The organism is Alcaligenes ammonioxydans (assembly GCF_019343455.1).
Classification (GTDB): Bacteria; Pseudomonadota; Gammaproteobacteria; order Burkholderiales; family Burkholderiaceae_B; genus Alcaligenes; species Alcaligenes ammonioxydans.
In genome coordinates, this window is record NZ_CP049362.1 from 2522443 (window position 1) to 2542614 (window position 20172).

Annotated in this window: 20 protein-coding genes; 13 read left to right on the forward strand and 7 right to left on the reverse strand. The window is 58.1% G+C overall.

Features of this window, described 5'->3' with window-relative positions:
• Positions 1 to 68: 68 nt before the first annotated feature.
• Positions 69 to 719, reverse strand: coding sequence for a DUF4136 domain-containing protein (locus FE795_RS11605; protein ID WP_219234939.1), 651 nt, complete (start codon positions 717 to 719; stop codon positions 69 to 71).
• Between the two features lie 158 nt (positions 720 to 877).
• Here FE795_RS11605 and pepN point away from each other — a divergent pair, with 158 nt between their 5' ends.
• Together pepN and FE795_RS11615 are read left to right on the forward strand one after the other, a co-directional pair.
• A complete protein-coding gene (pepN, locus tag FE795_RS11610) occupies positions 878 to 3556 on the forward strand; it encodes an aminopeptidase N (protein WP_003802858.1) in 2679 nt (892 codons plus the stop codon).
• The gene (locus FE795_RS11615) at positions 3553 to 4578 is read left to right on the forward strand and encodes a class 1 fructose-bisphosphatase (RefSeq protein WP_003802856.1); all 1026 of its coding nucleotides are present in this window, start codon (positions 3553 to 3555) and stop codon (positions 4576 to 4578) included. Before pepN ends, FE795_RS11615 begins: the two co-directional genes overlap by 4 nt.
• Positions 4579 to 4821: 243 nt before the next feature.
• Here FE795_RS11615 and FE795_RS11620 read toward each other — a convergent pair whose 3' ends face one another.
• Positions 4822 to 5808: a quinone oxidoreductase family protein gene (locus tag FE795_RS11620; protein ID WP_165477518.1), complete on the reverse strand. Its 987-nt coding sequence runs from the start codon at positions 5806 to 5808 to the stop codon at positions 4822 to 4824.
• Positions 5809 to 5953: 145 nt separating this feature from the next.
• On the opposite strand from FE795_RS11620, the gene FE795_RS11625 reads away from it, so the two are divergent.
• The gene (locus FE795_RS11625; RefSeq protein WP_131070714.1) at positions 5954 to 6814 is read left to right on the forward strand and encodes a DMT family transporter; all 861 of its coding nucleotides are present in this window, start codon (positions 5954 to 5956) and stop codon (positions 6812 to 6814) included.
• A 4-nt stretch (positions 6815 to 6818) separates the two neighbouring features.
• Here FE795_RS11625 and FE795_RS11630 read toward each other — a convergent pair whose 3' ends face one another.
• The 3 genes from FE795_RS11630 to FE795_RS11640 all read right to left on the reverse strand — a co-directional run bounded on the left by FE795_RS11630 (position 6819) and on the right by FE795_RS11640 (position 10457).
• A complete protein-coding gene (locus FE795_RS11630) occupies positions 6819 to 7889 on the reverse strand; it encodes a tartrate dehydrogenase (protein WP_059317973.1) in 1071 nt (356 codons plus the stop codon).
• A 127-nt stretch (positions 7890 to 8016) separates the two neighbouring features.
• The gene (locus tag FE795_RS11635; protein WP_131070715.1) at positions 8017 to 8955 is read right to left on the reverse strand and encodes a 2-hydroxyacid dehydrogenase; all 939 of its coding nucleotides are present in this window, start codon (positions 8953 to 8955) and stop codon (positions 8017 to 8019) included.
• Positions 8955 to 10457 (reverse strand): helicase HerA-like domain-containing protein, encoded by a 1503-nt coding sequence (locus tag FE795_RS11640; protein WP_131070716.1) that lies wholly within the window; start codon positions 10455 to 10457, stop codon positions 8955 to 8957. The genes FE795_RS11635 and FE795_RS11640 overlap by 1 nt, the downstream gene beginning before the upstream one ends.
• A 139-nt stretch (positions 10458 to 10596) precedes the next feature.
• Between FE795_RS11640 and FE795_RS11645 the strand changes: the two genes are divergently transcribed.
• The 10 genes from FE795_RS11645 to FE795_RS11690 all read left to right on the forward strand — a co-directional run bounded on the left by FE795_RS11645 (position 10597) and on the right by FE795_RS11690 (position 18158).
• The gene (locus tag FE795_RS11645; RefSeq protein WP_003802844.1) at positions 10597 to 11328 is read left to right on the forward strand and encodes a YebC/PmpR family DNA-binding transcriptional regulator; all 732 of its coding nucleotides are present in this window, start codon (positions 10597 to 10599) and stop codon (positions 11326 to 11328) included.
• A 47-nt stretch (positions 11329 to 11375) separates the two neighbouring features.
• Positions 11376 to 12665: a phosphoribosylamine--glycine ligase gene (gene purD / locus FE795_RS11650; RefSeq protein WP_003802842.1), complete on the forward strand. Its 1290-nt coding sequence runs from the start codon at positions 11376 to 11378 to the stop codon at positions 12663 to 12665.
• 21 nt (positions 12666 to 12686) lie between these two features.
• On the forward strand, positions 12687 to 13592 hold the full coding sequence (gene hemF, locus FE795_RS11655; RefSeq protein WP_003802840.1) for an oxygen-dependent coproporphyrinogen oxidase: 906 nt from the start codon (positions 12687 to 12689) through the stop codon (positions 13590 to 13592).
• Complete coding sequence (gene nadD / locus FE795_RS11660; RefSeq protein ID WP_131070717.1) at positions 13583 to 14200, forward strand: nicotinate (nicotinamide) nucleotide adenylyltransferase; 618 nt, start codon at positions 13583 to 13585, stop codon at positions 14198 to 14200. The genes hemF and nadD overlap by 10 nt, the downstream gene beginning before the upstream one ends.
• Positions 14201 to 14208: 8 nt before the next feature.
• Positions 14209 to 14613 (forward strand): ribosome silencing factor, encoded by a 405-nt coding sequence (gene rsfS, locus FE795_RS11665; RefSeq protein WP_039943627.1) that lies wholly within the window; start codon positions 14209 to 14211, stop codon positions 14611 to 14613.
• A gap of 290 nt (positions 14614 to 14903) precedes the next feature.
• Positions 14904 to 15374, forward strand: a complete 471-nt coding sequence (gene rlmH / locus FE795_RS11670) for a 23S rRNA (pseudouridine(1915)-N(3))-methyltransferase RlmH (protein ID WP_003802834.1) — start codon at positions 14904 to 14906, stop codon at positions 15372 to 15374.
• Between the two features lie 23 nt (positions 15375 to 15397).
• Complete coding sequence (locus tag FE795_RS11675; RefSeq protein ID WP_003802832.1) at positions 15398 to 16009, forward strand: Maf family protein; 612 nt, start codon at positions 15398 to 15400, stop codon at positions 16007 to 16009.
• A 149-nt stretch (positions 16010 to 16158) separates the two neighbouring features.
• Complete coding sequence (gene dsbG, locus FE795_RS11680; protein ID WP_003802829.1) at positions 16159 to 16932, forward strand: thiol:disulfide interchange protein DsbG; 774 nt, start codon at positions 16159 to 16161, stop codon at positions 16930 to 16932.
• A 20-nt stretch (positions 16933 to 16952) separates the two neighbouring features.
• A complete protein-coding gene (locus FE795_RS11685; protein WP_003802825.1) occupies positions 16953 to 17255 on the forward strand; it encodes a DsrE family protein in 303 nt (100 codons plus the stop codon).
• Positions 17256 to 17387: 132 nt separating this feature from the next.
• A complete protein-coding gene (locus FE795_RS11690; protein WP_059317974.1) occupies positions 17388 to 18158 on the forward strand; it encodes a MipA/OmpV family protein in 771 nt (256 codons plus the stop codon).
• Between the two features lie 7 nt (positions 18159 to 18165).
• Here FE795_RS11690 and FE795_RS11695 read toward each other — a convergent pair whose 3' ends face one another.
• Both FE795_RS11695 and FE795_RS11700 read right to left on the reverse strand, forming a co-directional pair.
• Complete coding sequence (locus FE795_RS11695) at positions 18166 to 18543, reverse strand: SUI1 family translation initiation factor (protein WP_059317975.1); 378 nt, start codon at positions 18541 to 18543, stop codon at positions 18166 to 18168.
• 118 nt (positions 18544 to 18661) lie between these two features.
• Positions 18662 to 20116, reverse strand: a complete 1455-nt coding sequence (locus FE795_RS11700) for a YdgA family protein (RefSeq protein ID WP_003802816.1) — start codon at positions 20114 to 20116, stop codon at positions 18662 to 18664.
• Positions 20117 to 20172: the final 56 nt, after the last annotated feature.

The window sequence follows — 20172 nt, forward strand, 5'->3', positions numbered from 1 at the left end:
GACCGTTTTCCAAACGGTCCCTTTTTTATTGTTATAAATTTTTGACTTAATCCCAGACTGCTGACGACTCAATCCCGAGGCAGTGGATAGCGGATATCAATCACCTGTCCATTATTACCAGGGAAGCGATCAAATATGGCCTGGGACAAAAATGGCATCTGCTGGGCCAGGTTGTCGGAATGGCTATAAGACACGGCCGTAGCACGATACACTTCTGTGCCCGAGTTTCGATTATCTGTAATAATTACATTTAGATAATTCTTATACACGGTAACCGGAACGTTCACGACATTCGGCGAATAAAAGAACCCGCCTGCCCAACCATCATTTGGCGCATAATAGCCACGTCCCATTCCCCACCCGGTCGGGCCATAAAAACTATCGGCAAATTGCGGCACCCAGCTTTGTTCCTGAGGATTGCCATAATCCATTTTCACCACAAAGCGCGCTGACTTCAGGTTCGGGGCCTCCACCAGCCCGGTCACGCCAATCGAGGCGCGTACCGAATCGGCAAAAGACTGGTACTCCAGATTATTGCTATCGCCTGGTATAGGCTGAATGTAATAGGTCTCTCCACTGGCGTTCGCGGGCCACTGTTGATAGCGTGTCAATTTGGCAGACCAACTAGGCGCAGCGCACGCCGTGGTCAAGGCGGCAAACGCCAGACTCAGCAGACGCAGGGCGCGCCAGGAAAATACTTCAGGAAGTAAGCTCATCATTTCACCCCTGCTTGTTTTCACTTACACGTTCAAGCCATTTGAGCACAGCGCCAGGGCGCCGACGAGCATTTAGTTTACTGCCTGTTTCCCCCCTCCAGTGTGGGCGTTCAAACAACATTACAATAGACCATCTTTTTCGATTGTCGGACCAGGATTACATGCGCACAGACACCTTACCCACGATCTCCCGCCACGATTACCAGCCCTACCCCTATCAGATAGATCAGGTTCGGCTGGAGTTTGACTTGGCGGCCGAGCAAACCCTGGTTCGGCTGGCTTTTCGAGCCCGCAGCCGGGACGGCCAGATTCAACCTCTGGTACTGGATGGCGAGGACATTGAACTGCTGGAAGTCAGTCTTGACGGCAACTTGGTGTCCCCTCAGGATTACCTGCTCAATGATCAGGGCCTGACCCTGTCGCCCCCAGCAGCAGAGTTTGATCTGGTCCTGGTCAGCCGTTGTCGCCCGCAAGAAAACACCATGCTGATGGGCCTGTATGTATCGGGCAACAGCCTGTTTACCCAATGTGAAGCCCAGGGCTTTCGACGCATCACCTTCTTTCCCGATCGCCCTGATGTGATGTCCCGTTATGAAGTGGTACTGCGCGGCGATGCCACGCTCTACCCCTATTTGCTCTCCAATGGCAATTTGCTTGAAAGCACCACCTTGGACGATGGCCGTAAGCAGGCAGTATGGGAAGACCCCTTTCCCAAGCCCTCTTATTTATTTGCCCTGGTCGCCGGCGACTTTGATGTACGCGAGCGCGAAATCAAAAAAGCCAATGGCCAGCCTGCCCTGTTGCAGGTTTATTGCGATCGTGGAGACGGCGATAAAACAGAGTGGGCCATGCAATGCCTGGAGCACTCAGTACGATGGGATGAGCAACGCTTTGGCCTGGCGCTGGATCTGGACCGTTTCATGATCGTGGCCGCCCGCGACTTCAATATGGGCGCCATGGAAAACAAAGGCCTGAACATCTTTAATTCCGCCTATGTGCTGGCCGATGCCGAAAGTACAACTGATGCATCCTTCCACGCCGTGGAGGCCGTCATTGGTCACGAGTATTTTCACAACTGGACCGGCAACCGCGTTACCTGCCGCGACTGGTTCCAGCTCTCCTTGAAAGAAGGCCTGACGGTTTTCCGTGACCAGGAATTTTCCGCCGACATGCTGGCTCAAGGCCTGGACGGCGCCCAAGCGGCCAGCGCCCGCGCTGTCAAACGGATTGATGATGTCAGTGTGCTGCGTGCTGCTCAGTTCCCCGAGGATGCCGGCCCGATGGCCCACCCCATCCGACCCGAGAGCTATCAGGAAATCAGCAACTTCTACACGGCCACGATTTACGAGAAAGGCGCTGAAGTCATTCGTATGCAGCACACGCTGCTGGGCGAGGACAATTTCCAGGCGGGCATTCGGGAGTACTTCAAACGCCATGATGGGCAGGCCGTCACCTGCGATGAGTTCGTGGACTGCATGGACAGCGTCTATCGTCAGGTCAAGCCAGGCCAAAGCCTGGATCAGTTCCGCCGCTGGTATCAGCAGGCAGGCACACCCCGCGTGCAGGTCAGCCTGACTCATGACGCAGCCAAACAGACTGCCACCCTGACTCTGCGCCAAAGCAATGCCCCCGCCGGGATCGAGGACAAGGCCGCGGTCAAACCGCCCTTGCACATCCCTTTTGCCCTGGGAATGCTCGATCAGCACGGCCAGCCGCTCAGCCTGCACCTGGATGGGCAAAAGGGCGAAACGCTGGTCCTGGACTTTACCGAGGCCGAGCAAAGCTGGACCTTTACGCACATCCCTGAAGCACCGGTCCTGTCCTTGCTGCGCAACTTCTCGGCTCCAGTCAAGGTGGACTATTACCGTCCGGACGCCGAACTGGCCTTGCTGGCCCGTCACGACACCGACCCCTTTGCCCGCTGGGAAGCAGCTCAGTTGCTGGCAACCCGCCTGATTCTGTCCTCAGCATCCGGACGCACTCCTTCGGCGGCACAACAGGCCACCGTGGTGCAGACCTGGCACGCTCTGGTGCAAGATCCTGCGCTGAGCCCGGCCTACAAGGCCCGCATTCTGTCCCTGCCCAGCGAGCGCGAACTGCTGGAACAGACCCAGCCCATGACCCCGCGCGCAATCGTTCAGGCCCGCCGTCAACTACAACGCGAACTGGGACTGGCCCTGACGCCCTACTGGCAAGAGCTCTATCAGTTCCTGAGCCTGGAGCAAGCTCCCTACAGCCCCGACGCGCTGCAAGCCGGTCAGCGCTCCTTGCGCAATCTTGCCTTGAATTATTTACTGGTCGCGGGAGTGAGCACTGGCCCGCAACTGGCGCGCAACCAGTACGATCAGGCGACCAACATGACTGATCGTCTGGGCGCGCTCAGCGCCCTGGTGAACTATGGCGACCCAGAAGATCGCCAGGACGGCCTGGACGACTTTTTCCAGCGCTGGCAGGACAATCCTCTGGTGTTGGATCGCTGGTTCAGCCTGCAAGCTACCGCCCCAAGCACTCAGGTCGCCCAGGTACGGGCTCTGATGTTGCATCCAGCTTTCTCGATGCGCAATCCCAACCGCGCACGCTCGCTGATTTTTCAGTTCTGCATGAATAATATGCAGGCCATACATACCCCGGAAGGCTATGCCTTCTGGGCTGAACAAGTGATTGCTCTGGATAAGCTCAACCCGGAAATCTCTGCCCGTCTGGCTCGGGTCTTTGATAACTGGGCCCGCTTTGAACCCCAAGCCCGCGACCCGCTCAAAGCAGCGCTGGAGCGCATTCAGGCTGAGCCCGGCCTGTCGGGCAATGTGGCTGAAATCGTAAATAAAGCATTAACTCTTTGACCTCGGAGTCTGTCTTGAAGAAAAACCTTACTCAGTATCTGGTAGAGCAACAACGCCAGAAAAAAACGGTCACCGCCGATGTGCGCCTGCTGCTCGAGACCGTCGCTCGCGCCTGCAAGGCCATCGGTCATGCCGTCAGCAAAGGAGCGCTGGGCGGCGTTCTGGGCTCTCTGGACTCCGAGAACGTCCAGGGCGAAGTGCAGAAGAAACTGGATGTACTGTCCAATGAAATCCTGCTGGAAGCCAATGAATGGGGCGGCAACCTGGCGGCCATGGCCTCCGAGGAAATGGACACCCTGCACCGCATTCCCGACTACTACCCCAAGGGCGAAAACCTGCTCTTGTTCGATCCGCTGGATGGCTCGTCCAACATCGACGTGAACGTCTCCATTGGCACCATTTTCTCGGTGCTGAGCGTACCGCCCGAAGCACGTGACCGCGTGATCGAAGAGCAGGACTTCCTGCAACCCGGCGTGCGTCAGGTGGCCGCCGGTTATGCTATTTACGGCCCACAAACCATGCTGGTGCTGACGGTAGGTGATGGCGTGGCCGCCTTCACGCTGGACAAGGAAATGGGCTCCTGGGTGCTGACCACCGAGCGCATCACCATCCCTGAGGACACCTCGGAATTTGCCATCAACATGTCCAATATGCGTCACTGGGAAGCCCCGGTAAAACGCTATATCGACGACTGCCTGGCGGGTCCCGAAGGCCCGCTGGGCAAGAACTACAATATGCGCTGGATTGCCTCCATGGTGGCAGACGTCCATCGTATCCTGACCCGCGGTGGCATCTTCATGTACCCACGCGATGCGCGCGCCTCCGGTCGCAAAGGCAAGCTGCGTTTGATGTACGAAGCCAATCCCATGAGCTTCCTGGTCGAGCAGGCCGGTGGCATGTCGATTGACGGCACCCAGCGCATTCTGGACGTACAGCCTACCGAACTGCACCAGCGTATTGGTGTGATTCTGGGTTCACGCAACGAAGTCGAGCGCGTGCGTCAGTATCACGAGCAAGGCTGATTCCAGACCGATGAGTATCGGCAGCCACCTCGCTGCCAGATGACAATGGCCTCCTTAGCGGAGGCCATTTTTTTTTAGCGCTTCTTATACGACAAGGCTGTCGGGTTTACAGCAAGACAGGGCGGTCAAGCTGCCTTGTGCCCTCGCGGCAAGCAGAATAAAGCCGATACAAAACGAGGCTGTGCACCTGAAAACCCGGACGGCTTGTCTTAACGCGACCACGCATTACAATCCTGGCCCGCGTCAATCCAGGGTCAAGACCGTGGAACCGGTCGTGCGGCGTCCCGCCAGGGCTTCATGAGCCTGAGCCACCTGATCCAGCGGGAAGCGCTGACCAATCAATGGCTTGATCTTGCCTTGCAGTACCAGCTCGAACATCTCATCGGCAGCAGCCTGCATGGTTTCCTGTGTCGGCACATAAGCACCCAGCACAGGGCGAGTCACATACAGGGAGCCCTTGGATGCCAGCGTCGCCAGATTCACGCCTGTCACCGGGCCGGAGGCATTGCCAAAACTGACCATCAAGCCGCGTGGCTGCAAGCAGTCCAGCGAGCGCTCCCAGGTATCCTTGCCCACGCCGTCATACACAACAGGTACTTTCTGGCCATTGGTCAATTCCAGCACGCGCTGCACCACGTCTTCGTGGGAATAATCAATCACTTCCCAAGCGCCATTTTCTTTCGCCAAAGCGGCTTTCTCGGGACTGGAAACCGTACCAATCAACTTCACGCCCAAGGCACGCGCCCACTGGCAGGCGTACAAACCGACGCCACCGGCCGCCGCATGAAACAGAATCGTCTGGCCTTCGTGCACGCGATAGGTCTGGCGCAGCAAATACCAGCAGGTCAGACCTTTCAGCATCATGGCTGCAGCCTGCTCAAACGTGATTCCATCAGGAATACGCACGACTCGATCGGCAGGCACGTTACGTGCCTCGGCATACGCTCCCAAGGGGCTTTGACCGTAAGCAACACGATCGCCCACTTTCAGGTGCCTCACCCCCTCCCCGACCGCCTCAACAATGCCGGAGGCCTCAAAACCCAAGCCATGTGGCAACGGGCTGCTATAGAGACCATTACGGAAATAAATATCGATAAAGTTCAAACCCACCGCCTTTTGGCGTATGGTGACTTCCTTTTCCTGCGGGGCAGGCAAGGCTACCGAAGCCCACTGCAATACTTCAGGGCCGCCATTACGTTCAATCCGTATCGCCTTGACCATCTGGGTCATTGTTTTACTCCTTTGATGAGGGGCCCTTGGCAATGTCTTAGAATAATGCCTTGCACCGATTGCCTGCCCCGCTCGCCCTATCACTGGCTGACATAAAACACCAGAATAGCCTAAATTGACTTCTTTTTTTCTGGGATCGCTATCCATGACGCATGGACGTGCCCTGGCTGCCATACATGTGGCGGCCGTTCTGTTCGGACTGACCGGTATTTTTGGTGAACTGATCCAGGTCGGCGCCATGCTGATTACCGCAGGCCGAGCCAGCTTTGCGGTTCTGGCCTTGTTTATCAGCATCCGCTCGCAAGGGCGCGGTTTGGGTCAGGGCATGAAAGCAGCGGACTTTCGTACCTTGCTCCTGGCCTCCATCATGCTGGCCATTCACTGGGCCACTTTTTTTGTGGCCGTCAAAGTGGGCGGTGTGGCCATTGCCACCCTGGGCTTTGCCAGCTTCCCGGCCTTCATTACCTTGTGTGAATGGGCCGTGCTGCGCGAGCGCGTTACCGTATCGGAATGGGTCATTCTGGCCCTAGTCACCTTGGGCTTGTTATTGGTTACCCCATCTTTCGACTTCCAGGACCAATCCACTATTGGCCTGGCCTGGGCGGTTGCCTCGGGCTTTACCTTTGCCATGTTCACCTTGATTAACCGCCGTGCGGCCAAGCACCTGTCGGCACAACAAGTGGCCTGGTGGGAAAACCTGTTTGTCGCCCTGATGTGCTGGCCCTTCGCCCTGCCACTGCTGGGCGACAGTACTTGGATGGACTGGGTATGGATTGCGCTGCTGGGGGTGTTTTGTACGGCTTTGTCGCACTACCTGCTGGTCTCTGCGCTCACCGTGCTGAATGCCCGCAGCGCCGGGATTGTGATCGCCCTGGAGCCTGTCTATGCCATCGCCTTTGCGGCACTGCTTTTTGCTCAATACCCCAGCAGCCGTGCGCTGCTGGGCGGTGCCATCATGATTGGCGCCATCACTTGGGCAGGCTTGCGCCCACCCAAGTCCCGCTAATAGTCTAGGCCATCGCCTCCAGAACCTGGGCAATGGCGGCACCGACTTCTGCGGTGCTGGCCTGCCCACCCAGATCCGGCGTACGTGGGCCATTGGCCAGAACCTGCTCGATGGCTTGCACCACTTCGGCGGCTGCCTGGGGGTAGCCCAGGAAATCCAGCATCAAGGCACCACTCCAGATCTGACCGACCGGGTTGGCAATGCCTTTGCCGTAGATATCCGGTGCCGAGCCGTGTACGGGCTCAAACAAGGATGGGAACACGCGCTCGGGATTCAGGTTGGCCGACGGCGCAATGCCAATGGTGCCGGTACATGCCGGGCCCAGATCGGACAAGATGTCGCCAAACAGGTTGGAAGCCACCACCACATCAAACCAGTCCGGGTGCTGCACAAAGTGCGCACACAGAATATCGATGTGATACTTGTCCCACTTCACGTCAGGGTAGTGCTCGCCCATGGCGGCCACGCGCGAATCCCACCACGGCATGGAGATCGAAATACCGTTGGATTTGGTCGCCGCAGTAACGTGTTTACCGCGTTTTTTTGCCAGTTCAAAAGCGAACTTCAAGACACGGTCTGTACCGGTACGGGTAAACACACTTTCCTGAATCACCACCTCGCGCTGCGTGCCTTCAAACATGATGCCGCCGCTATTGGAGTACTCGCCTTCGGTATTCTCGCGCACGATAAAGAAATCAATATCGCCAGGCTCACGACCTGCCAGCGGCGAACGCACGCCGGGCATCAAGCGCACCGGGCGCAAGTTGATGTACTGGTCAAATTCACGACGGAACTTGAACAGGGACTCCCACAGGGAAACATGATCCGGCACCAGATCGGGCCACCCCATTGCGCCAAAGAAAATGGCCTCGGTATCCATTAGTTGGGCTTTCCAGTCCGAGGGCATCATGACACCATGCTTCTGGTAATAGTCCGAGCTCCAGTCCAGCACCTTCCAATCAAAATTGATGGCGTGACGACGAGCGACCACCTCCAAAATACGCAGCCCTTCTGGCATGACTTCCTTGCCGATCCCATCTCCCGCGATCACGGCAATACGATGAACGTTACTCATTCCTCTTTCCTTGTGGTTTTACATGGCCGCAACGGCCTTATTCTGACAAGATGCTGCCCCGCTCAGGAAACAGCAAGCGGCCTGCCCGCGTCCCCGGTGCTGGCAGGCTGACCGAAACTGAAAATGCTTAATACCCCAGCGTGTGATCGACTTGCCCTGAAGCAGGCTTGCCTTGCTGCAACAGCACGATACGCGAGCCGATCTGCTCCAAGGCCAGGTCACGCACGGTGATGCCCGAGATATGCGGCGTAACCATCACAGAGGCAATACCCCAGTAGGGATGATCAGCCGGCAAGGGCTCCTGGGTAAACGCATCGAGCAAGGCGCCAGACAAATGGCCACTTTGAAGTGCTTCCACCACGTCAGCATCCACCAGATGCCCACCACGAGCCACATTGATCAAAAAGCCGCCCGGCTGCAGATGCGACAGAAGCTCGCGATTGATCAGACCTTCGGTTTGCGCAGTCAAGGGCAACGCATTGACCAGAATACGACTGGCCGAGACACAGTCTTTCAGCCCCTGATCACCGGCATAGCAAGGGAAATCCGCTTCACGCAGCCGACGGGACCAACCCTGTACGGGATAACCCAGACTGGCGATCACCTGGGCTATCTTGCTGCCAATCGCCCCCAATCCCAACACCGCGACCGGCCACTGGCGACGATCAATCGGGCGATACGCCTTCCACGTACCCTTTCGCGCTTGCTCCTCATAAGGCGTGAAACGACCCACAGCACGCAAAACACCGTACAAGGCATATTCCGCCATTTGCTCGGCCATGCCAGCATCTTCAAGGCGATATAAGGGCATGCCAGCCGGAATAGAACCGGCCACTGCGTCCACGCCCGCGCCCAGATTAAACGTAGCGCGTAAGTCGGGCTCCTGCTGAAACAGGATCGGGTCCGGTTGCCACACCACGGCGTAAGTCGCACCCGTGCTGGGCTGTCCGGGGACGAACTCATCAACCTTCCAATCGGGATAGGCGTTGCGAAACTCCTGCGCCCACCGAGCGGTTTCAGTTGACCGCGCCGTAGCGATGATCAAATGAGGCTGTGATACTGGCATTAACGCTTCCCCCCGAACAAAGATCCCAACACCCCACGCAGCACTTTGGTCGCGGCCCGTTTGGTTTCCGTTTTGATCATGCTCTGCACCAAACCATCCTTTTTGCCACCTCGTGGCCCGGTTGATCCAAACAGAAAATCATTGACCACACCCATCAGCCCTTCGTCCTTGACTGCTGGGCCACCGGCTTGTGTTGCTCCAGCCGCCCCATTGGCAGCCGCATCCGCCGCCTTTTTCGCCAGCACCTCGTACGCCGATTCCCGGTCAATGGCCTGGTCATACTTCAAGCCGAGCAAGGAGGCCTGACGCACCATCTGTCGCTCAGCCTCCGTAGCCGGGCCAATCCGACTGCCCGGCGCCACCAGCCAGGCGCGCTCGGTAGGTGTGGGAATACCCTTGGCATCGAGCATGGATACCAGCGCCTCGCCCACACCCAGCTCGGTAATGGCCGCCTCAATGTCCAGGCCGGGATTGGGACGCATGGTTTGCGCCGCTGTTTTGACCGCCTTCTGATCGCGTGGGGTAAAAGCGCGCAAAGCATGTTGAACCCGATTGCCCAGTTGACCCAATACCGTGTCGGGAATATCCAGCGGGTTTTGCGTCACGAAATAAATACCTACCCCTTTGGAGCGGATCAGGCGCACCACCTGCTCGACTTTCTCCAGCAAGGCCTTTGGCGCGCCGGTAAACAATAAGTGGGCTTCATCAAAAAAGAACACCAGACGAGGCTTGTCCAGATCCCCCACCTCCGGCAGGCGCTCGTACAAATCAGCCAGCATCCAGAGCAGAAACACCGCGTACAAGCGCGGCGACTGCATCAGCTTGTCGGCAGCCAGTACATTGATCATGCCGCGCCCGGAGGCATCGGTACGAATCCAGTCCATGACATCCAGAGCAGGTTCGCCAAAGAAACGATCCGCCCCCTGGGTTTCCAGACGCAGCAAGGCGCGCTGGATGGCTCCGACACTGGCCGCGGCAATATTGCCGTACTGGCTGCGCAGTTGGGCCGCACGATCCGACACATCCAGCAGCAAAGCCCGCAAATCTTTCAAATCCAGAATCAGCTGCCCCTCGTCGTCGGCCACACGAAACACGATATTCAGAATGCCTTCCTGGGTATCGTTCAATTCCAGAATCCGGGAGAGCAGTAACGGCCCCATGTCGGAGATCGTGGCGCGAACCGGATGGCCCTGCTCGCCAAAGATGTCCCAGAAGGTGACCGGGTTTGCCCCCCAGACCGGCTCTGGCAGGCCCAGCCGCTGCAGGCGCTCCTGCAGTTTGGGGTTGGCTTGTGCTGCCTGGGATATGCCGCTCAGGTCGCCTTTGGCATCGGCCAGGAAAACGGGCGTTCCCAGCCGGGAGAAGGCTTCGGCCAACACTTGCAAGGTGACGGTCTTGCCGGTCCCGGTGGCGCCCGTAATGCAACCGTGACGGTTGGCCAGCGCAGGCAGCAGATAGACGGGAGTATGGCTGTTTTGAGCAAGCAAAATCGGATCGGCCATGATTGTTTGTTCTCTTCCAGATAGAATGCCAAGTGCCTAGATTCTAGCGACTTTCACCCAAGCTCGGGCCTTGTCGCCCAGACAGGTTAAAATAGATCTGTTTTTCTTTGAACGTAGTCTACTGAATTGGTAATACTTTATGGCCGGACATAGTAAATGGGCGAATATTCAGCACCGTAAGGGTCGTCAGGACGCAAAACGGGGCAAACTTTGGACCAAGATCATTCGTGAGGTCACCGTGGCCGCACGTACCGGCGGCCCTGACCCCGAGTCCAACCCACGTTTGCGCATGGCCTGGGACAAGGCAACCGCAGCCAATATGCCCAAAGACAATATCCTGCGTGCCATCCAGCGCGGCGCAGGCGGCGCGGATGATGCCAACTACGAAGAAATTCGCTACGAGGGCTATGGCATTAACGGTGCTGCCGTGATCGTGGACTGCATGACCGACAATCGTCAGCGCACCGTCTCGGATGTGCGTCACGCCTTTACCAAAAATGGCGGCAATCTGGGTCTGGACGGCTCGGTGGTGTTTCAATTCCGCCACTGCGGCCAGTTCCTGTTCGCCCCGGGCACCTCGGAGGACACCATCATGGAAATCGGCCTGGAGGCCGGTGCCGACGATATCGTCACGGACGAAGAGGGCCTGATTGAAGTGCTGTGCGCTCCCTCGGACTACCCGGCTGTGCAGGCTGCCTTTCAGGCCGCAGGCCTGACGCCTGAGGTCGAAGGCGTGGTCATGAAGGCGCTGAATGAAACCGAACTGAGCGGCGAGGACGCCGCCAAAATGCAAAAACTTCTGGACGCACTGGAAGGCCTGGACGATGTTCAAGAGGTCTACACCACCGCCGTCATGGACGAAGCCGAATAAGCCATTTCTGTAACCTCCTCTTTGCGGGCCCTGCCCGACTCATCACTATGAAGCTACTTGTTGTCGGCAGCGGCGGCCGTGAACACGCCTTGGCATGGCGCCTGGCCCAATCTGCACGTGTGCAGACTGTCTACGTTGCCCCTGGCAATGGCGGCACTGCGCGTGCCGAACGTATTGAAAACCTGGCCATCACCGATATCCAGGAACTGATTGCCTTTGTGAAGCAAGAGAAAATTGCCTTCACCGTCGTCGGCCCGGAGGCCCCGCTGGCAGCCGGTATCGTGGACGCTTTCCGGGCGGCCGGCCTGAAGATCTTCGGCCCCACCCAGGCAGCAGCCCAGTTGGAAAGTTCCAAAGACTACGCCAAGGCCTTTATGGTGCGTCACAACATTCCAACGGCGGCCTACGCCACCTTTACCGACCCCGAGGCGGCCAAGGATTACATCCGCCAGCAAGGCGCTCCGATTGTGGTCAAGGCCGATGGCCTGGCCGCCGGCAAGGGCGTAATCGTGGCCACCACGCTGGAAGAAGCGCTGGGTGCGATTGACGACATCCTCGGTGATGGCCGCTTTGGTGCTGCCGGTGCCCGCGTCGTGGTGGAAGAATGCCTGACCGGCGAGGAAGCCAGCTTCATCGTGATGTGTGACGGCAAAAATGTGCTGCCCATGGCGACCAGCCAGGACCACAAGCGTTTGAAAGATGGCGACCAAGGCCCCAACACCGGCGGGATGGGCGCGTACTCGCCTGCGCCTATCGTCAGCCCCACGCTGCACAACCGCATCATGCGCGAAGTCATTCACCCCACCATGCAGGGAATGGCCAAGGAAGGCCTGCCCTACTCCGGCTTCCTGTATGCCGGCGTCATGATTGGCGATGGCCCGGATGCCACCCGTCCCATCAAGGTACTGGAATTCAACTGCCGCATGGGCGATCCTGAAACCCAGCCCATCATGATGCGCATCAAGAGCGATCTGACCGAAACCTTCGAGCTGGCTCTGGCCGGCAAGCTGGACGAAGCCACGATTGAATGGGATCGTCGTACTGCTATTGGTGTGGTTCTGGCCGCGGCCAACTACCCCGAAGAACCCCGCACGGGCGATGTCATCACCCAGTTTGCCAACGATACCGACGAGTGCATCACTTTCCACGCTGGCACCCAGATGAAGGACGGCGTCGTGGTGACCACGGGCGGCCGTGTGCTCTGCGTGACCGCAATGGCCGATTCCATCCGTCGTGCCCAGGAAGCAGCCTACCAGGCCATTTCCCAGACTCATTTTGACGGCAAACAATTTCGCACCGATATTGGCTGGCGCGCCCTGCCCAGCAGCGAAACCTGATTCACGCAGCAAGGTCTTTCCATGTCTTTACCCATTGATACCGTCCAGGCTTATTTCCGTCAGTTGCAAAGCCACATCGTGGACACCCTGGAGCAATTGGACGGCACGCCCTTCGAGTCGGACCAATGGGATCGTCCAGAAGGCGGGGGCGGCTTGTCCCGCCTGCTGGAGAACGGCCCCGTGTTCGAACGGGCAGCCGTTTTGTTCAGCCACGTCAAGGGGCATACCCTGCCCCCCTCGGCCAGTGCTCACCGTCCAGAGCTGGCCGGTCGCCCCTGGGAGGCCATGGGGGTATCGCTGGTGATTCACCCGCGCAACCCCTTTGTGCCCACCACGCACATGAACGTGCGTATGTTTGTGGCTCAGGCCCAGACAGCGGACCAGGCCGATGTGTTCTGGTTTGGTGGCGGTATGGACTTGACGCCCTACTACCTGAACGAGGACGATGCCCGTCATTTCCATCAGGTCTGCCACGACGCCCTGGCCCCACATGGTGAGGATTACTATCCGCGCTACAAGCGCTGGTGCGACGAGTATTTCTATCTGAAGCATCGCAACGAAACCCGCGGTATTGGCGGCATTTTCTACGATGACCTGAACGAGCCCGGCTTTGAGGCCAGCTTCGCACTGACGCGCTCGGTAGGCAATGCCTTTACCGACGCCTACGTACCCATAGTGCGTGCCCGCATGGATCACGCCTATACACCAGCGCACCGGGACTTCCAGGCCATACGCCGTGGGCGCTACGTCGAGTTCAATCTGGTGTTTGACCGGGGCACCCTCTTTGGTCTGCAGTCGGGAGGACGTACTGAATCCATCCTGCTGTCCATGCCTCCTCAAGCAAACTGGCGCTACAACTGGTCGCCCGAACCGGGCACGCCGGAAGCGGCCCTGGCGCAATATCTGGTGCCGCGCGAATGGATTTAAAGCGTGTAGGGCTTCTGGGAGGCAGTTTTGATCCCATCCACAAGGCTCACGTCGCGCTGGCGCTCGCCGCGCTTGAGCAATTGCAGCTGGATCAGGTACAGCTTCTGCCTGCCGCCCAGCCCTGGCAACGCGATGCGCTGGGCGCCAGCGCCCAGGATCGTCTGGCCATGGCGGAACTGGCGGCGCAAGGCCACTCCGGCTTGCGGGTGAACCCGGTAGAGATCGAACGCGGCGGCCCCACCTACACCATAGACACCGTGCGCCAGTTGCCTGCCGGAACACGGTTTTTCTGGATTTTAGGCAGCGATCAGTTGCATAATTTTTGCAGCTGGAACGACTGGCAGGAAATTCTCGAGCACGTCGAACTGGCTGTTGCCCAGCGCCCTGGCAGCCCCTTGGAAACGCCCACGGCCTTGCAGCAGGAACTGAGCCGGCTTCAACGCCGTTTACATCAGATCGACTTTCTTCCCATGGATGTCTCGGCGACCCAGATTCGGGAGCGAGTGCAGCGTGGTGACAACATCACAGCCCTGGTCCCGGAAAAAGTCGCTCAATACATTGACAAAAAACGGCTCTATCTTTCCCACCCACAGGCGCGCCCTGTATAGTTCTTTTTATGAATATAGAAACACTTCAACGACTCGTCATCGATGCCCTCGAGGACGTCAAAGCTCAAGACATCAAGGTCTTTAGCACAACCCACATGACCGGCCTGTTCGATCGTGTGGTCATCGCCAGTGGTACGTCCAACCGGCAAACTCGCGCTCTGGCCCAGAGCGTTTCTGATAAAGCACGTCAAAACAAAGTCGAAGTCCTGGCGCATGAAGGCGAGGACACCGGTGAATGGGTGCTGCTGGACTTGGGTGACATCGTGGTGCATTGCATGCAACCCGCCATCCGCCAGTACTACAACCTGGAAGAACTGTGGGGCGAGCGCCCCGTCGAAGTGGAGCTGCTGCCGCAATCGCGTCAGGTCCCACCGGCTGGCTTCTTCGCCAGCGCTGCCGACGACGAAGACTAAGCCCCCCCTCCGCCCTTTCCCGGCGGTACTCAGGCCGCAACCAAGCTTGCGGCCTTTTTATTGCCGGGCCGCTCCCAAAGCTCGGCGCCTGCGGTAAAAAATGTCCCCTGGCGAATCCAAGCGGCTTGCTGGCCGCGAGGTGGAGCGCAAACCGAAGGCGCAGCGTGAGGGCTTTTTACCGCCGGGCCGCCCCAAGGTAACAAGCGCCCCGTCGGGAGAAGCAAGCCGAAGGCGTAGCGTGGGGGCCCTTTTTTCCTTCATTTCTTTTTTGTTTCTTCTGACGACGTTTCATGAAACTCATTGTCATCGCGGTAGGTCAGCGTATGCCCGACTGGGTGGAACAGGGCTGGCAGGAATATGCACGCCGCATGCCCCAGGACTGCGCCATAGAACTCCGTGAAATCAAGGCCGAACCCCGTACCAGCGGCAAAACGCCTGCCCAGATGATGCAGGCCGAGGCAAAACGTATTGAAGCGGCCATTCCCGCCCAGGCGATGCGCATTGCCCTGGACGAACGCGGCAAGGATCTGACCACCGTCAAACTGGCCCAGGAGCTGGAGCGTTGGCGCAATAGTGGTCAGGACATTGCGATTCTGGTGGGCGGCCCGGATGGCCTGGATTCGACCTTAAAGCAGAGCTGCCATGGCATGTTGCGTCTGTCCTCGCTAACGCTCCCCCATCCGCTGGTCCGCATCTTTCTGGCCGAACAACTGTATCGCGCCTGGTCCGTGATGACCGGGCACCCTTATCATCGCGCCTAAACCTATTTTTACTTCTGGTTCCTATGCCTTTTCAGCCCATCTACCTGGCTTCAGCCAGTCCTCGCCGCCACGACCTGCTCAACAGCATACAGATCACGCATGAGGTTCTGGCTGTTCCCAGCCCTCCCGGCGAGGACGAACCCCGTCTGGCACAAGAAACCGTACTGGAGTACGTACGTCGCACGGCTCGTGACAAGCTACAGCGGGCCCTGCAGTGGCGCGCGCAAAACAGCCAGCTGGATCAGGAGCGCGCCATTTTGAGCGCCGACACCACCGTGAGCATGGGCGAGGACATTTTTGGCAAACCCGCCGATCCGAGCGATGCGGCGCGTATCCTGCGCGAACTCTCGGGCCGCCGCCACAAAGTGACGACGGCCTTGTCACTGGGCGTAGGTGGAGTGGAATTTGAAAGCATCAGCATCAGTGAAGTCAGTTTCAAAACCTTGAGTGAGCAGGAAATCCAGGAATATTGCGCGGGCGGGGAACCGATGGGCAAGGCGGGTGCCTATGGTATTCAGGGTCTGGGCGGAGCGTTTGTCAGCCACCTGAGTGGCAGCTATACCGGTGTCATGGGACTGCCCGTCCATGAAACCTACCGCCTGCTGGAGCTGGCCAACCTGAAGCTGCGTACTTAAGTCCAGACCACAGCGGAAATACAGCCCGCTCGGAACAGGAATGGGGAACTATCCCTGCGCGACCTAGTCCCATTCTTTTATTCCATTTGGCTCTTAGTATATGTTTTCTGGATATATACATTCACCGACTGTTTTGCAGGATTAACACCATGCCGCTTTCCTCTTTTTCGATTCGTCTGGCTCTGGCCAGCCTACTGTACGCCGGCACCGCCGCTTACGCGGCTGAGCTTCCGGCTGCCTTGAAAGCCCTGGAAGAACAGGGGCTGTCTGTTGTGGGTGAATTTGACGCCCCGGGCGGGCTGAAAGCCTGGGGGGCCTACAGTGGTAATCAGGCGCTGGCCATTTACAAGCTGCCCGATGGACAACACATGATGGTGGGCACCATGATCGATGCCAAGGGCGAGGAAGTACGCCCGGCGGGTCTGGACAAGCTGGTGCAGCCGGTCATTGCCAAGGACATGCTGGGCAAGCTGGAAAAATCCCGCTGGATCAAGGATGGCGAAGACACAGCACCTCGCATAGTCTATGTCTTCACCGATCCCAACTGCCCTTACTGCATGCAGTTCTGGCAAATGGCCCGCCCCTGGGTCGAGTCCGGAAAAGTGCAGTTGCGCCATGTGATGGTGGGTATTCTGGCTCCCAGCAGCAGTCTGAAGTCGGCTGCCATTCTCGCCGCCGACAATCCCACCCAGGCCTTGAACGAGCATTCCCTGGCCATGCTGAAAGACCGCAGCGCCGGTATCAAAGGCCTGGACAGCGTGCCCAGCGACATTGAGGCCGACCTGACCCGCAACGAAGATTTGATGATGGGATGGGATCTGCGCGCCACGCCCGCCATGATCTGGCAAGATGAGCAGGGCCGTATCCAAATGCAGACCGGAGCCTCACCCGACATCAGCGAACGGGTTTTCGGCCCTCGCTAATTCACCAGGAAAACCGACTCATGACAAGCCGTGTACTCTTGCATGCCCCCACCCCCGACGCCCTGGAGCGGGCCCGCAGCAATGCGCGTAACCTGCTCAAGGACATGCCCGAGGCCCAGATTCGCATCATTGCCAACGCACAGGCCGTTCAGGCTTGTGTCCAGGGCATGGAACACGATCTGGACACCGTGACCTTCCTGTGCCCGAATACGCTGCGCAATCAGTCGCTCCGCGCACCTGAACGCTTTCAGGTTCTGGCGCAGGGAGCCATCACGACGCTGGTGCAATTACAGGCTGAAAACTGGATTTATATTCGCGCCTGAGGGCATGTAGGGTCAGAACAACAGACCATACAGACCGGTCATGATTTTGTCGCCGCTGCCCCAAACCTTGATACGATAACGAGGCCCGCCACAAGCGGGCCTGTTTTTACCCGTATCACAAGGAAATCTGCCATGCCCACTCTCATTCGTTCTGCACTGCGTCCCTGCCTTTTAGCCATTCTGTGTACCGTAGGAACCAGTCAGGCACTGGCGCAGCAAACCACGGTGGGCGTGGGTGTCGGTTTTGCACCCAAGTATGAGGGGGCTGACAGCTACGGCGGCCGCTTCTATCCCCTGCTGTCACACCGCAATGGGCACTTCTTTCTGGCCCCCAAAGCTGGCATGCCTGCCCTGGGCCTGCAAACCAATCTGACCGACAACTGGACCATCGGCACCTATGCGTCTTTGGCCCGTGCCCGTAAATCGGGTGATGCTGACCGCCTGCACGGCACGGACGATATTGACCGTCACGGCAACCTAGGGGTGTTTACGGCCTACCGTCTGGGCAATGCCAAAATCGAGGGCAGTTACTATCAGGCGCTGAAAAGCGGCTACGGTGCTACAGCCGTTCTGGACTTGAGCTACCGCCTGTGGAATGACCAGGACAGCAGTTTCTCGATGGGTGCCGAACTGAAATGGTCCAATGAAAAAGCCATGCGTACCTACTTCGGGGTGAAATCGCATGAGGCCGCCGCCAGCAATGGTCAGTTGCAACGCTACCGTCCCGATGCTGGCCTGCGCTCCTATGCGCTGTACGGCCAGTACACCCACAAGCTCAGCGAAAGCTGGTCCCTGCAAGGACTGGTGGGCGTAAACACCTTGGGGGAAGAGGCCAAAGACAGCCCCTTGGTGGAGAAAAAAAGCAGCGTCTTTGGCGGAGTAGGCCTGGGTTACAGCTTCTAATTGGCTCTCAGGGTCTGCCTACCCGTTTGACCGTCAAGCCCTTTTCTTCCAGGCGCGCCTGCACAAGGGCTCGATGGTCTCCCTGAATTTCCAGACCTGCCTCTTTCAGTGTCCCGCCTGCCCCGCAGGCGTTTTTCAGCTCCTTGACCAAGGCCTTGAGCTGCTCCTCAGGCATCACCAGTCCTGTGACCACGGTCACGCCTTTTCCTTTGCGCCCTTTGGTCTCCAGACTCAAACGCACTGGCCCCTGCTCCTGGGCCAGCTTTTCCTGACGGCGCTTCTCCTCGCAACAGCACTGGTTTTTCGGCTGTTCACAGTCCGGGCATACGCGCCCCTGGTCCGTGCTGTAGACCAATCTGGACAACTGATCCGCTAAGCTGGCCATTAAATCCGCTCCGTTTTAAACACAAGAAACAAAAAAGGCCACATCCACGGTTTGCAGCCCCACACTAAAAAGCCCACCGGACTCCGGTGGGCTTTGCACTGGACCAGGTCCAGACCAATTACATCATGCCCATCAGGACCAGGCCCAACAACTGCTCGGACGTAAAGCGCTGACCGTTGATGTCGAACACACGATCCTGACCGTTGTACTTGATCGTGGTCGAAATGCTGTTCTCATCATTGTTGAGCATCTTGGACTCGGCATAAGGAGCCACGGCGGCATCCAGAACCATGTCCAGCATGGCGGCATTGCCCTCCTCGGCGGACAGGCCCTCTGCCTTGTCCATCTCCGCGGCCAGGCCACGCAGCATAGGCTTGGAGATCAGGACATCCAGCTGGGCAGCAGGAATTGCCTCAACCCACAGCTCGGGGCTTTCCAGCAATTCTTGTTGCGTCGCATTGGGCTTTTGGAACTCCATGCGCAGATTGGCCTTGGATTCACCAGCCTCTGTGTACCAACGCAGGGGTTCGATACGCAGCACAGGCTTGTGCTCCAGCGCTTGCAGCGCCAGCTCCATCACCTTCTGGGCGGTAGGCCCGTCAACCGCTTCCAGATCGTCTTGCACCTTGGTGTCAGAAATCAGTTTGGAGATGGCGGAGATAGCCGGCGCATACACGCGATCAAAACCCATGACCAGCTCAACCGAGCCCAGCTTGACCTTGTCCTCAAACACCAGGTCGGTCAACAGGTAGCTCACCTTGGTATCGCTGATGGAGTCTTTGGTGACGGCATCCGAATTGACAGCGATCTGCTTGAAGGTAATACCCTCGGTCTCGGCCGACTGCATCTTGACATCATCTACGCTCAGCTTGCCGACCTGGTTACCATTGACATTGATGTCACCGGTCTGCTTGAAGTCCATGATGAAGTTGGAGGCTTCCAGCTTCAAGGGCTCTTCGCTGATGTCATCGACAAACAGCTTGGGGAAGCTGCCGGTCACAACAATATCCTTGCTCTTGCCACCGGCTTTGGTACGCAACTGGCCGCCGCTGAACTCGACCTTGATCTCATCGCCTTGATGCTTGATAGCTTCAAAGTGAACATTGGAGTCCACCGCGCCGTCAAAGCCCACCAGACTGTCGGCCCACAAGGGAGTCTTGTCGCCCGTCAGCTTGAACCAGCCTTCCGTATCTTTGGTCTTGACCAGGGTGCTGTGCGACAAGGCCGCAACAGGGGTGAAGTTGCCCATTGCCAAGGCGGACATGGGCAGCGGACCGTGGCTGATCTTGTCGTCGAAGGTCAACTCCAAGGGTTGCTCTTGTGCGTCGGCTGGCGTGAGTGTGAGGGTGTAACGAGCGGTAGAGGAAAACACGCCACGCTGGTAGTCGACTACATTCATGACGACCGTCTCGTTCATTCCCATTTGCTGCATTTGCTCGGCAGCCAGGGTGTTGAACTGGGCCACTTTCTCGCCCACGAGCGCTTCTGTTTTCTTGCCGGTGTACCAAGTCGAACCGCCATATGCGGCCGCTAGCACGACAACCAGTGTGACCAGCCCTGTACTTTTCTTCATGACTTCCCTTTTGTAGACCTACAGTCCCAACTTCAAATAGCCGACATAATACCGAA

Bases quoted from the DNA above. Each gene is read 5' to 3' on its own strand.
- hemF (WP_003802840.1), top strand. From the start codon at position 12,687: ATGTCTTTACCCATTGATACCGTCCAGGCTTATTTCCGTCAGTTGCAA.
- FE795_RS11625 (WP_131070714.1), top strand. From the start codon at position 5,954: ATGACGCATGGACGTGCCCTGGCTGCCATACATGTGGCGGCCGTTCTG.
- FE795_RS11700 (WP_003802816.1), bottom strand. From the start codon at position 20,116: ATGAAGAAAAGTACAGGGCTGGTCACACTGGTTGTCGTGCTAGCGGCC.
- nadD (WP_131070717.1), top strand. From the start codon at position 13,583: ATGGATTTAAAGCGTGTAGGGCTTCTGGGAGGCAGTTTTGATCCCATC.
- rlmH (WP_003802834.1), top strand. From the start codon at position 14,904: ATGAAACTCATTGTCATCGCGGTAGGTCAGCGTATGCCCGACTGGGTG.
- FE795_RS11675 (WP_003802832.1), top strand. From the start codon at position 15,398: ATGCCTTTTCAGCCCATCTACCTGGCTTCAGCCAGTCCTCGCCGCCAC.
- dsbG (WP_003802829.1), top strand. From the start codon at position 16,159: ATGCCGCTTTCCTCTTTTTCGATTCGTCTGGCTCTGGCCAGCCTACTG.
- FE795_RS11635 (WP_131070715.1), bottom strand. From the start codon at position 8,955: ATGCCAGTATCACAGCCTCATTTGATCATCGCTACGGCGCGGTCAACT.
- FE795_RS11630 (WP_059317973.1), bottom strand. From the start codon at position 7,889: ATGAGTAACGTTCATCGTATTGCCGTGATCGCGGGAGATGGGATCGGC.
- FE795_RS11605 (WP_219234939.1), bottom strand. From the start codon at position 719: ATGATGAGCTTACTTCCTGAAGTATTTTCCTGGCGCGCCCTGCGTCTG.
- FE795_RS11645 (WP_003802844.1), top strand. From the start codon at position 10,597: ATGGCCGGACATAGTAAATGGGCGAATATTCAGCACCGTAAGGGTCGT.
- FE795_RS11620 (WP_165477518.1), bottom strand. From the start codon at position 5,808: ATGACCCAGATGGTCAAGGCGATACGGATTGAACGTAATGGCGGCCCT.
- rsfS (WP_039943627.1), top strand. From the start codon at position 14,209: ATGAATATAGAAACACTTCAACGACTCGTCATCGATGCCCTCGAGGAC.
- purD (WP_003802842.1), top strand. From the start codon at position 11,376: ATGAAGCTACTTGTTGTCGGCAGCGGCGGCCGTGAACACGCCTTGGCA.
- pepN (WP_003802858.1), top strand. From the start codon at position 878: ATGCGCACAGACACCTTACCCACGATCTCCCGCCACGATTACCAGCCC.
- FE795_RS11695 (WP_059317975.1), bottom strand. From the start codon at position 18,543: ATGGCCAGCTTAGCGGATCAGTTGTCCAGATTGGTCTACAGCACGGAC.
- FE795_RS11690 (WP_059317974.1), top strand. From the start codon at position 17,388: ATGCCCACTCTCATTCGTTCTGCACTGCGTCCCTGCCTTTTAGCCATT.
- FE795_RS11685 (WP_003802825.1), top strand. From the start codon at position 16,953: ATGACAAGCCGTGTACTCTTGCATGCCCCCACCCCCGACGCCCTGGAG.
- FE795_RS11640 (WP_131070716.1), bottom strand. From the start codon at position 10,457: ATGGCCGATCCGATTTTGCTTGCTCAAAACAGCCATACTCCCGTCTAT.